At 66.6% G+C, this 11,692-nt stretch carries 11 protein-coding genes; 3 read left to right on the top strand and 8 right to left on the bottom strand.

What is annotated here, in order from left to right; all coding sequences use genetic code 11:
• The first annotated feature begins 215 nt into the window (after window positions 1–215).
• Window positions 216–659: a DUF3574 domain-containing protein gene (locus ACFCV3_RS00655; protein WP_376024794.1), complete on the top strand. Its 444-nt coding sequence runs from the start codon at window positions 216–218 to the stop codon at window positions 657–659.
• A gap of 10 nt (window positions 660–669) precedes the next feature.
• On the opposite strand, the gene ACFCV3_RS00660 is transcribed toward ACFCV3_RS00655, so the two are convergent.
• From ACFCV3_RS00660 to ACFCV3_RS00670, 3 genes are all read right to left on the bottom strand, one after another.
• Entirely contained in the window at window positions 670–1,560 is an 891-nt protein-coding gene (locus ACFCV3_RS00660; RefSeq protein ID WP_376024795.1) for a helix-turn-helix domain-containing protein, read from the bottom strand.
• Window positions 1,557–2,324, bottom strand: coding sequence for a phytanoyl-CoA dioxygenase family protein (locus ACFCV3_RS00665; RefSeq protein WP_376024796.1), 768 nt, complete (start codon window positions 2,322–2,324; stop codon window positions 1,557–1,559). Before ACFCV3_RS00665 ends, ACFCV3_RS00660 begins: the two co-directional genes overlap by 4 nt.
• Before the next feature lie 97 nt (window positions 2,325–2,421).
• The gene (locus ACFCV3_RS00670) at window positions 2,422–3,810 is read right to left on the bottom strand and encodes a CHRD domain-containing protein (RefSeq protein WP_376024798.1); all 1,389 of its coding nucleotides are present in this window, start codon (window positions 3,808–3,810) and stop codon (window positions 2,422–2,424) included.
• 133 nt (window positions 3,811–3,943) lie between these two features.
• On the opposite strand from ACFCV3_RS00670, the gene ACFCV3_RS00675 reads away from it, so the two are divergent.
• Window positions 3,944–5,083 (top strand): DUF4303 domain-containing protein, encoded by a 1,140-nt coding sequence (locus ACFCV3_RS00675; RefSeq protein ID WP_376024800.1) that lies wholly within the window; start codon window positions 3,944–3,946, stop codon window positions 5,081–5,083.
• A gap of 3 nt (window positions 5,084–5,086) precedes the next feature.
• Here the strand turns inward: ACFCV3_RS00675 and ACFCV3_RS00680 are convergent, their stop codons facing one another.
• The 5 genes from ACFCV3_RS00680 to ACFCV3_RS00700 all read right to left on the bottom strand — a co-directional run bounded on the left by ACFCV3_RS00680 (window position 5,087) and on the right by ACFCV3_RS00700 (window position 10,879).
• Window positions 5,087–6,862, bottom strand: a complete 1,776-nt coding sequence (locus ACFCV3_RS00680) for a GMC family oxidoreductase N-terminal domain-containing protein (protein ID WP_376024802.1) — start codon at window positions 6,860–6,862, stop codon at window positions 5,087–5,089.
• Window positions 6,862–7,755 (bottom strand): hypothetical protein, encoded by an 894-nt coding sequence (locus ACFCV3_RS00685; protein WP_376024804.1) that lies wholly within the window; start codon window positions 7,753–7,755, stop codon window positions 6,862–6,864. Before ACFCV3_RS00685 ends, ACFCV3_RS00680 begins: the two co-directional genes overlap by 1 nt.
• A gap of 64 nt (window positions 7,756–7,819) precedes the next feature.
• On the bottom strand, window positions 7,820–8,053 hold the full coding sequence (locus ACFCV3_RS00690; protein WP_376024806.1) for a hypothetical protein: 234 nt from the start codon (window positions 8,051–8,053) through the stop codon (window positions 7,820–7,822).
• A 13-nt stretch (window positions 8,054–8,066) separates the two neighbouring features.
• The gene (locus tag ACFCV3_RS00695; RefSeq protein ID WP_376026421.1) at window positions 8,067–9,752 is read right to left on the bottom strand and encodes a sodium:solute symporter family protein; all 1,686 of its coding nucleotides are present in this window, start codon (window positions 9,750–9,752) and stop codon (window positions 8,067–8,069) included.
• Between the two features lie 131 nt (window positions 9,753–9,883).
• Window positions 9,884–10,879, bottom strand: coding sequence for an endonuclease/exonuclease/phosphatase family protein (locus ACFCV3_RS00700; protein WP_376024808.1), 996 nt, complete (start codon window positions 10,877–10,879; stop codon window positions 9,884–9,886).
• A 152-nt stretch (window positions 10,880–11,031) separates the two neighbouring features.
• Between ACFCV3_RS00700 and ACFCV3_RS00705 the strand changes: the two genes are divergently transcribed.
• On the top strand, window positions 11,032–11,643 hold the full coding sequence (locus ACFCV3_RS00705; protein WP_376024810.1) for a hypothetical protein: 612 nt from the start codon (window positions 11,032–11,034) through the stop codon (window positions 11,641–11,643).
• Window positions 11,644–11,692: the final 49 nt, after the last annotated feature.

Genomic DNA, 11,692 nt, shown 5'->3' on the forward strand with positions numbered 1-11,692 from the left:
AAAATGAAAAAGCCCCTCGCTCAGGAGGGGACGCCGTACGGGCCGGCGCTTGAAGCGCCTGGATGCCAGTACGGCTAACTAAGGAGCAGGCTCACTCGCATAAACCCCACGATAGCACCACAGGCAGTACCAATTGGGCACTCCCTGGCAGACCCCCGGGCAGAGGTCCGCAGAGAACCACTGGACCTGGTCCTCCCCTGGTTAGCGTCGTGGGCATGAAGAATCTGGGCAAGACTGCCGCCACCGCCGCACTCGTGCTGACCGCGCTGGCCACTCCGGCCGCGGTGGCACTGCAGTCCGACGACAAGCCGGGGTCGAGCACTGTGAAGCTGACCGGCGACACCTGGGTCCGCACCGAGCTCTTCTTCGGTACCGACAAGCCGGGCCCGGACGTGTCGGACTACCAGTTCCAGAAGTTCGTGGACTCCACCATCACTCCGCGCTTTCCGGACGGCCTCACCGTGCTGTCCGGCCAGGGGCAGTGGAAGGAGGCCAAGGGCATCGTCAAGGAGCGCTCGAAGGTCCTCATCATCGTCTACCCCGTCGATGGGGCCGAGGCCAGCAGCAAGAAGATCGAGGAGATCCGGGACCTCTACGAGAAGAAGTTCCAGCAGCAGTCAGTGCTGCGGGCAGACAGCACGGAGAACATCTCCTTCTGATCCCTTCGCTCTAGACGAACTCTGTCCCGCCGGACCGCCGGTGCTCGCCGGGTGTGCGTCCGTAGTGGCGTTTGAAGGCAGTGGAGAACGGGCGGACGTCTGAGTACCCGCAGGTCCGAGCCACCTCGGTGACTGTCAGCGCTGGGTCCAGCAGCAGCTGGGCAGCCAGCTCGAGCCGGAGGCGCCAGAGCGTTGCCATGATCGACGCACCGGTCTGCTGGGTGAACAGCCGCTCCGCATGTCGCTCAGACAGGTGTACGACGGCCGCCACATCCCTGACCGTGATCGGCCGGGACAGGTTGTCACGCAGGTGCCGCTGCATCGCCTCGACCACCAGCAGCCCGCGGTCGCGCCGTACCGGCTCAACAGCCAGGTCGTCGTCGAGTGCGAACGCACGGGCAGTCTCAAGGACCAGAGCACCACCAAGAGCACTCAGTACGGCGCTGTAGCCGGAGACGGGAGCAGCTGCCTCAGAAGCGAGTGCGGTGATCAGAGCGGGCAGAGTGCCGACCCGGTCCGACATGACGGGCCCGTGGGCTCGCGTGAGTCCGGACCACCATCCCGGTTCGTCAGACCCTGGGCGGAGGGTGAAGCCCCAGAAGGCGATCCCCAACGGCTCCGAACGACTCGACTCGATCTCGTGAACATCGCCCGGGCGGGCAAGAAAGACAGTGCCCGGCTGTACGTCGTACTGCGTGTCCCCGTTGTTGAAGCGGCCGGAGCCGGAGTAGGCGAGGCAGACCTCGTGGAACGAGTGCGTGTGCCAGTAGTTGCGCCAGTACTCCGGGCGGTAGTGCCCCCAGCTCAGGAAGTCCGCGCGGAACCCGTCGACCTCGCAGGACTCGAGCAGTCCGGCAAGGTCGACGAAACGGTCCGCGTCAGCGACGTGCGCGAGCGTCAAACATTGCTCCTGCCGGTGGGGTCGACTCCTCGCAGCATCATGCCCTGGCCGAGCGACCACTCATGGGTCTTGACCGTCGGCGGGTCCGCCGGGTCGCGGTACTGGACCAGCCAGGTGGTCCGTGGCTGGTCGCTCACGTTCACCCCGGAGCCGTGCACGGTCAGGTAGGTGAAGAACAGTACGTCGCCCGCCTCGGCCGGCTGCGGTGTCGCATCATCGAACGGGACGTCGGTCAGGTGGAACGACCCTTCCGGATCGTGCTCCCGCGGCCCGGACCTGTGGCTGCCCGGGATGATCCGGACACAGCCCTTCTCGATCGGGGCGTCGTCGAAGTGGAAGATCGCCGCCCCGACCCGGTGGTACTTGTGCGGGAAGAACGGGTGGTCCTGATGCAGCGGGAACGGCGACCCGTTCTCCGGCGGCTTCACGAACAGCTTGGTGTGGTGCAGCTGGACGTTGTCCACACCCATCACCGCAGCGGCCACGTCGGTGAACCGCGGGTCGACCAGCAGCTTCGCGAACTCGGCGTCGTAGAACTGCGCGTCGTGCAGGTGTTGCAGCCGGGTGGCCCCGTCGGCCAGGCCCATCGCGGACTGCCAGGTCGGGTCGTCGTTACGGTTCAGCTGCGCCAGCAGGTCGTGGCTGCGGCCGCGATAGTACGCCGCCTCTTCCTTGCTGAGCAGGCCTTTCACGAGCACGAAGCCGTCGGCGGCGTACTGCTGTGCCAGCGATGACAGCTCGGGCCTGTCAGAGGTGATCGTCATCTCGGAGTTCCTCCTGTTCGGGTACTTCGAGACTACGAAAAGCGGCGTCCGGCCGGCAGGACCCGACCGGACGCCGATGTTCGTCAAACGGACACGCTCACCCGAGGAACAGGTAGTCCGCCTGGTAGGGCACCGACACGACAGCCTGGGTCTCCGGGTCGCAGCTGCCGGCCGGCGCGACTCCGCCGACCGTGTTCAGCCGCAGGATCTGGGTGGTGTCCGCGAGGATCCCGCTGCGGCCGCCGACCTGACGAGCCTCCAGCAGCAACTCCGGGATATTGCCGTCACCGTTCGCCGACTTGGTGACCACAGTCGCGGTGACCGCCGTACCGTCCGGTGCGATCCACTGCGGCGGGCCGTCGACCGGCTTGGTGAACGAGTGCAGGATCCCGTCCCGCAGGACGGCCGCCACTCCGAACTGCCCGAAGGCGAACCCACCACCCGGCTGCGCCGCACACCGGTAGATCTGCGAGCCACCGACTACTGCCGCCTGCAGTGCCCGCGGCTGACCACCCTTGTTCTTAGCCAGCTGCCCACGCACCGCACCACCACTGAACTCACCAGTGTGCAGGTTGGTGTAGAACTCGGCCGGGTTCTTGGCAATCCGCCCAGCCAGGTCGGCAGTCACGGTCGTCGTCCCAGCAACCCCCGTCACCGAAGCCGGCAGGCCGTCCGCATCAGCAAAGAAGTCGACCACGACCGGCCCGTTCACCCCGCGCGCCCCGGAGTGGATGTGCCCGTTGGTCGGCGCGCCGATCCCGCTCCAGACCGTCGCGAACGACACCTTGTCCCCGGCCGCCTGCAGCAACCACGCGGCCCGCCCGTCCGGATCACCGACCGGCTTCGGCCCAGGCACCTCTTGCTTGCCATCGGCAACCGACTGCAGGTTGTCCGCGATGCTGCCGTTCAGTACGCCGTTCAGGTCGACGGCCCGCTTCAGCGTGTGCAACTGCCCCCGGACCGCACCACCGGGGAACTCAGCAGTGTGCAGATTCAGATAGAACCCAGCCGGGTTCGTCCGGATCGATTCCAGCAGCGCCGCATCACTGACCTTCACACTCCCAGTGATCGCCTGTACGCCGGCCGGGATGTCCGAACCAAGGAAGTCGACCTTCACCCCACCGTTCACACCGGCCACACCCTGGTGAATATGGAACGCCTTCGGCGCAGAGACGCCCTGCCAGCGGATCGCATACGAGACCTGGTCCGCCTTGACCCGTACGACGGCCATCGCCCGGCCATCCGGATCACCGCCCGCCGGCACCTCGTTACGCCCACTCAAACCTGCCGCGAAGTACACCGCAGGCGCCTTCGACGAACTCTGGTAACCCGTCGCCGATCCAGCGACCGCGACGTGATGACCGGCATGCCCCTGATCCGGCTGCGCCCCCTGCGGATCGTCATGAGCGAAGGCAACCCCCGCAACAACAACCGCAATCCCAACCCCAGCCGCAAAAACAGGCAGCACAAACTTACGAACAGACATCAGAATCCCCTTGTGATGGAGCAACATGACGTTCTTGCCCCACCACACGCAGAGATCCCCCACCTGGTTCAGATCAATTCAAGAACCGCCGTGGGTCGTAGCACCGATCTGGGTCGAGTGGAAGGATGCCCGTGTGACCGCATCCCTGGACTGGGCGACCTTCGAGCACACCCTGAGCGATGCGCTGGAGGCCGCCATCGGCTCGGTCGTCCTCGCACGCCGTGACTCGGAGTTCTATGCCGCGGCACTGGGCGGCATCTACCGCGAGCAGGACGGGGTGATCACGCGGCCGAGCCTCGGGGTGAACAGCGTCGAGGAGCTCAAGCAGCATCCGCTCGAGGACCAGCCGGATCTTCGCTGGAGCCTGTTCGACTGGGAGCACTTAGACGACGACTGGCTGCCTGAGGCTCAGCAGTGGGAACAAGCGCTGACCGCCGAAGCCTGCCGGGACAACTGGGAGTCGACCTTCCAGGGCTATCTCATGATGCTCGTCCGGGTCTGCCGGGAGGTCCGGACATGTCTCCGGACCAGCGGCGTCGTCGGCCCGGACTTCCTGGTTCTGGTGATCGACGACGAGCACCACGAACTGCTGGTCCGGAACATCCTCACCCCGAGCGAGGTCGGCCGGCATTTCCCCGAACTCGACGTACGGGCCGCTGAGGTTGCGCGGGTTGCGGCACTTCCGGAGTCCGAGCGGGCCGCGTACTACCTGTCCCGGCTCGGCTCGTTCAGCGGGCCGATCGGCAGCGAGGCGGCCGAGGAGGCGCTGCGCCGCCTGGGCCGGGCGGCGGTGCCCGGTCTGGTCGCGCGGCTCGGCGTCGAGGACCAGGCGTGGCAGGCAGCCAAGCTGCTGGGCGAGATCGGTCTGGCCGATGACAGCGTGACCCAGGCACTGGACACGGCGCTGACCCGGCTCGGTGGCGCGGATCAGGCGTGGATCGCCCGAGCGTTGGCGTTCCTCGGCCGACTGGATCTGGTGGTCGAGAAGATCGGCCGCCTCCCGGACGACGTCATCGTGACCGCCATCTGTGCGCCGTACACGAGCTTCCGCGACCGGGCGATCGCACCCCTCCCTCTGGACTACGGCCCCCTGGAGGAGTCCGTCGAGCGCTGGCCGGAGGCGATTGCCGAAGAGCTCAAGCCTGGGCGGGGGTACTGCGAGATCTCAGCGGACGAGGTAGTGGAGGCGACTCGCGGTCTGAGCTCGCCGTACGACGTTGTGCGCCAGCACGCGGCCCTGTGCCTGGAAGTACTCCAGGAACAGGACCGCTGACGGCTACAGACCGAGCTGCCCCAGCCGCACGCTGATGCGTGGATCGGTCGAGACGACGGGGGCGCTGGTGCGGACCCACGGGTCGCCGCCGAAGTAGGTTTCGAAGATCTTCTCCGCGGTCCGGGTCGCCAGCGCCTGTGAGGTCAGCGTGGGGTTCGGGCCGCCGAGGCCGTTCGACAGGGCTGAGTTGTCGGCGACGAAGAGACGCTTCACGGCGCGAGTCTCACCGGTGGAATCGAGCACCGAGTTGTGCTCTGAGGAGCCCATCCGCATCGATGACTGGACGTGCAGGATGAGGGGCGCCCAGTCGATCCGGTACACCTTCTTAGCGCCTGCGCCGCGGAGGAGCTCGGCTGCCTTGCGGGCCATGAACTCGCGGTTCTTCAGGGTTCGCTTCGTCCGCTTGCGCTGCTGGAAGGTGACCTTGGGGATCGGGCCGTTCTCATCGGCCGGCAGCGCGGAGGTGGTGACCCGGTTCTGGGCTTCGACGTCGTCGTCGGTGATGACCAGGACGGTGAGGAGTTTGTCGATGCCGCCGGCAACCAACTCCTTGAGTTCCGGGCCCATCACCCGCCCGGCGGGTCCGTCCCATGGCCCGGTTTGGCCGCGGCCGTTCTTGTACTGCCCGCGGATCCCGCTGTCCGACAGCGTGCCCGCGAACGCGTTCAGTGCCGGCGGCAGGCCGACGTTCTCCAGACCCCCGTACGGCGGGTAGTCCAGCCGCGCGCTCGATCCGACCCCCTTGGGGTTGCCGGTGTAGTCGTCGAACGAACCGATCATCCAGTCGAAGAAGTGGTCGGTGTAGCCCCGCCCGACCCAGCCGTTCGGGTTCGGCAGGCCGCTGTTGAACCACAGCCGTGGATTCTCGGTGCACCCACCGGACATCACCACGACCCGGGCGTCCTCGCGATGCTCGTCACCCGTCACGTTGTCCCGCCACGTGACCCCGGACGCAGTCAGTACGCCGTGCCTCGTCTCGGTGTGGACCCGGGTCACATACGCATCCGCGATCAGTTCGGCCGGTTTGCCGCCACGGGACCAGACCTCGGCCGTGAGCGCCATCGGGACGTAGCTGTTGTCCGTCGAGCGCTTCGCGAACTGGTTGCGCGGGGCCCCCTTCGGCCGCATGCACCCCTGGAAGCAGTAACCGCAGAAGGTGCAACCGGTCGCCTGAGGATAGTTCAACAGGTTCTTGTCGGCAGTGCGACCAGCAGTACCACCAGGCTGCAGGATCGCGTTCTCCTGTGGCCGATAGGAAGCCCGAAGAGTCGTCTTGGTGGTCTGCACCGGGAGCCCCATCGTCTCGGCCCCCTTGAAGAACAGCTGCTCCTTGGTCCCCATCGCCGCCGTCTGGACCGGCATGATCGCCTCGACCCACTCGAAGTACGGGACCATCTCGCCGTACGAGAACGGGAAGCGATGGTTGACGTCGTACTCGTTGCGATCGGCACCTTCATACCCGGCGAACACTCCCGGATAAGCCCGCGGGTAGTTGCCGTAGAAATGCTGCGTGGTCCCGCCGACACCGGACAGCTGCCAGACGAACGAGTTCTGCGGCCACTCCCGGTACCAGGCCGGCTTGGAACGATCCGTCGGGCCGAGCCGGAAGTAGCCGGTCAGCGGGTTGTTCGCGTCCTCCTCGAACGTCGACCACTCCTCGCGCGGCTTCGCGTGCCGCGGGCCGGCCTCGAGCAGCAGGACGTCGAGGCCCTTCGCGGCCAGCTCCTTGGCGACCACCGGTCCACCACCACCGGCTCCGATCACGATCACATCGCGCATCAGTCGTGCACCTCTTTGCGTCCCTGGTAGTAGCCGATGAAGTCGTCCCAGCCCTCGACCGGACCGTCGGGCTGATAGCCGGTGAGCGTCCACCCGACCGGTCGCCGGCGCAGCGTCTTGGTGGACCGATCCAGTACGCCGTACTCGCCGTACGCACCGAAGGTCGCGAACTCGATCAGCGCGCCGCCGACGAACTTGAGCAGCCCGGAGACCGATGCCTTCAGCGGCTCGGGGAACTGCACGTCCAGCAACGCGACCAGGTCTGAGTCGGTCTTCTCGATGAGCTCGAACGCACGGGCCTTCTCGGCGTAGGTGAGTCGCGCGAACGGCGACAGGTGCGGGCCGTTCACAGCGGCCGGATTCACCTGGGTCGCCATCAGGTTCAGCAGGCCGGCGATCGGGAACGACAGCGGAATCGCCTCGTCGCTCTGCAGCACCGCCGCGAAGGCCTGGTCCAGGCTGCGCAGCTCGGCCGGCAGTACTTCGAGACCTGGCAGGTTCACACCCGAGTCGGCCAGGCCGGTCACCAGCGCCGCGCTGATCGGCTGGGCGAGCGCGTCCGGGAACGGGACGAAGTTGTCCAACGCGTTGATCATGAAGTCCGTCGCGCCCGCATCGAGAGCGCCGGGCGTGCGGCTCCTGGCGCCCTGGGTGCGGGAGTACTGGTCCGGGCCGGGCAGCGCGAAGACGGTCAGCCCGTTCAGAGTGTCGCGGGCGAGCGCCGCGAGGACCGGGCGGACGAGGTCCACCGCGGGCGGAAGCAACGGGTTCGTCGCGGCATCAGCGGGATTGAGCAGACCGCGCGTGAGCAGGCCGCCACCGCCCAGCGCCGCACCCAGCACACCGATCCGGGCGAGGAACACCCGTCTGGACAAATTTCGGGGTTCGGCCACGAAACACCCTCCGTTGTGGGACCAGTAGAGCTACTGGTCCCACAACGAGCAGATGTGACCTGGGTTACTCCTCGACCGGTACGACGATCGGCCGCAACCGGGCCCAGAGCACGAACAGTCCCGCGAACACCAGCATCGCGATTCCGCCCCACAGGTTGATGTTGATCCCGGCCGCCTTGTCGATCTCCGCCTGCTTCTCGACGATGCCGAGAACCGTCAGGATCACGCCGTACAAGCCGATCAGGGACGCGATGACGACCCGGATGTCGAACGCTCCGGCCTTCTTCTTCTCTGCCATCAGACTCTCCTCGTCAGCCGAAGACGATGTTCAGGACGATGACCATGCCGAGCGAGATCCCGGCCAGCAGCACCGGCTTGCGGTACCAGCCGTGATCACCCTCGCCGGCCGCCTCGGTGCGCTGTTCCTTGGGCGTCAGCGAGTAGACCAGGCCGACCAGCTCGGACTCCTGCTTGGCTCTGGTGACCTTGCTGACCACGACGCTGACCAGGATGTCGACCACGAAGGCCGCACCCGCGCCGACGAAGCTCGCGCCCTGACCGGGCAACGTGATCACGCCGGTCTCGGACAGGATGAACACCAGCACGGCGGTCGCCGTACCGCTGACCAGACCGATCCAGCCGGCCGCCGCGGTCATCCGCTTCCAGAACATACCGAGGATGAACGTGGCGAACAGCGGTGCGTTGAAGAACGAGAACAGCTGCTGCAGGTAGTCCATCAGGTTGCTGTAGCCGGAGGCGATCGCCGCCGTACCGATCGCGATCACCGTGCCGGCGACCGTCACCCAGCGGCCGGTCCGCAGATAGAAGTCGTCGCTACGGTCCTTCACGATGTACCGCTCGATCAGGTCGTAGGTGGTGACCGTGTTGAACGAGCTCAGGTTCGCCGCCATACCGGCCATGAACGACGCCAGCAGACCCGTGATCGCCAGGCCCAGCATGCCGTTCGGCAACAGGTCGCGCATCAGCAGCAGCAACGCGTCGTTGTAGGTGACGTTGCCACCGGTGCCACCGGCCTCCTTGAACTGCTGCAACTCCGGTACGGCGACCGCCGCGATCATGCCCGGGATGATCACGATGAACGGGATGAACATCTTCGGGAACGAACCGATGATCGGGGTGCGCCGCGCCGCGGACATGTTCTTGGACGCCATCGCCCGCTGGACCTCGACGAAGTTCGTCGTCCAGTAGCCGAACGAGAGCACGAACCCGAGACCGAAGACCAGCCCGATCACCGACAGGAAGCTGCTGCTGGTGAACCCGCTCAGCTCTTGCCCGGGCCAGGCGCTCAGCTGCTCGGCGCCACCCTTCGACGCGGTGACCTTGTCGATCAGGCCCTGGTACCCACCGACCTTGTGCAGGCCGACGATCGTCAGCGGCAGCAGCGCGGCGACGATCACGAAGAACTGCAGCACCTCGTTGTAGATCGCCGCGGACAGGCCGCCGAGGGTGATGTAGCTGAGCACGATCACCGCGGCCACGATCACCGACACCCAGATCGGCCAGCCGAGCAGCACGTTCACGATGGTGGCCAGCAGGAACAGGTTCACGCCCGCGATCAGCACCTGCGCGACGGCGAAGCTGATCGCGTTCACCAGGTGCGCGGGTTTGCCGAACCGGCGCAGCATGAACTCCGGCACACTGCGGACCTTGGAGCCGTAGTAGAACGGCATCATCACGACACCGAGGAACAGCATCGCCGGGATCGCGCCGATCCAGAAGTAATGCACGGTCGGCATGCCGTACTGCGCGCCGTTCGCGGACATCCCCATGATCTCGATCGCGCCGAGGTTGGCCGAGATGAAGGCCAGGCCGGTCACCCAGGCGGGCAGCGAGCGGCCGGACAGGAAGAAGTCCAGGCTGTTCGAGACCGCGCGTTTGGCCAGGTACCCGATGCCCAGCACGAAGACGAAGTACGTCGCGATGATGACGTAGTCGACCGCGGTCGCATCCAGTCTCAGGACGGAGTCAAGTGGCAGCATCGGCCCTCCCCATCTGTCATAAGCACAAAGCTATGACGCACAGTGTTGTTACCGCTCAGGAACGTTACTCCTGATTTCAACGACCGTGCCATGGGGGTGGGTAAGTCTTCACTACAGTCCGGTACCGGTCAGATCTTGAGTTCGGCAACAACCGGGCGGTGGTCGCTGCCGGTCGGCGCCATCACCCACGCTTTGGTCGGCTCGACGCCGCGGACGAGGATGTGGTCGATCCGCGCCATCGGGAAACTCGACGGCCAGGTGAAGCCGAACCCGTGCCCGGCCGCGCCCTGGGCCGAGCGCAGACCGGCGGTCAGCGGCGCGAGGCTGCGGTCGGTCGCCGTACCGTTGAAGTCGCCCATCACGATCACGCCGGCCAGCTTCTCGTCGGCGATCTGCCGGCCGAGGGCCCGGATCGTCTTGTTGCGCTGGTCGGAGGTGAAGCCGCTGGTGCCGACCCGGACCGAGGCCAGGTGCGCGACGTACACCGCGACCTTGCCCTCCGGGGTGTCGACCTCGGCCCGCAACGCCCGGGTCCAGGCGAAGCCGACGTCGACCGACTCGCTCTCCTCGACCGGGTACTTCGACCAGAGCGCGACCGTGTCCCGCGTCACCTGGTGCGGGTACTTCTTCGCGAAAGCAGCCTTGTAGACCTTGAGATCCGCCGCCGTCAGCTCCTCGAGCGCGACGACATCCGCGTCGGCGGCCAGCAGGTCCCGTGCCGTGCGCTCCGGGTCCGGGTTGGCCGCATCCACGTTGTGCGACAGCACCCGCAGGTCGTAGGCACCACCCGTCGACTGCGGTATCAGCTGGTTGCCGAACATCCCGCCCCACACCACCGCGGGCAGCAGCAGCGCCACGCCGGCGATGGCAGAACGCCGTACCAGCGCTGCAAGGCCGAGGATCGGTACGGCGAGGCCCACCCACGGAAGGAACGTGTCGAGGAGACTGCCCATGTTGCCGAACGAGTTCGGCACCCAGCGGTGGAAGAGCAGCGGCAGCGCGGAGAGAATCGCCAGCACCGCTATGAACCAGCCACGACGCCACTTGCCGTTCTTCCGCGCACGACGGGCATCGGCCCGTTGCGGCGGCCGTTTGGGCGCGAGTGTCGCGGTGCGGTTGGACATGAGCCGATTGTTGCGGACTCTCCGGCTCTGCCAAAGTCCGCGCAGGCTTCTGTACGGGGATTTCATCCTTGCGGACGACCGTTCGGGCCGAAGTGATTAGACATGTGTGAGAGCGCTGGTGCGTTCGGCGGACAACACTGACAATGCGGTGTATGCCGCCTGACCAAAGTGTGGAGCCGTTTGTCGTCAAGCGACATGGGCTGGGCACCACGAAGACGATGCTGCTCTTCTGCGCACTGCTGGTCGGGGCCGAGGTGCTGGTCACGCTGCTGGCCATCGTGGTCGCGCGCGCCCAGGGCGACTCGGTGCGCAACGCGCTGGAGACGATCTGGCTGTCCTGGGGCGGCAGTCCGCTGATCTTCGCGCTCGGGATGCCGTTCCTGCTGGCGATCGGCGCGATCACGGCACTGGAGGAACGGCAGCAGGCCGACGAGGACGACGTACTGCTGTCGATCGACGCCGTCGGTGTGCATCTCGGTGGCACGCAACAACGCACAGTGCGGTGGACCGAGGTCCGCGGCATCTGCCGGATCGAGCGGCCGCTCGGCAGCGCCGAGGACGACGAGTGGGAGCCATACCTCGTCGTACTGCTGCACGACGACGAAACCCTCCCCCGCAGCTCGAAGGCCTGGGGCCCGTCCCGGCCGTGGCCCGGCGCGCACGAGGTCATCGGACGTGCCATGCCGTACGACGATCTCGTGGCGGCCGTCGCGCGGTACGCACCGGACGTCCCGGTCACCGACCGCGGCCGCGTACCGGACTAGCCCCGTTGTCCATGGTTTTAGCGGGATTCACCCAGCGTTGAAACGGTGG

This window comes from Kribbella sp. NPDC056345, from assembly GCF_042262745.1.
In the GTDB taxonomy this organism is placed as follows: Bacteria; Actinomycetota; Actinomycetes; order Propionibacteriales; family Kribbellaceae; genus Kribbella.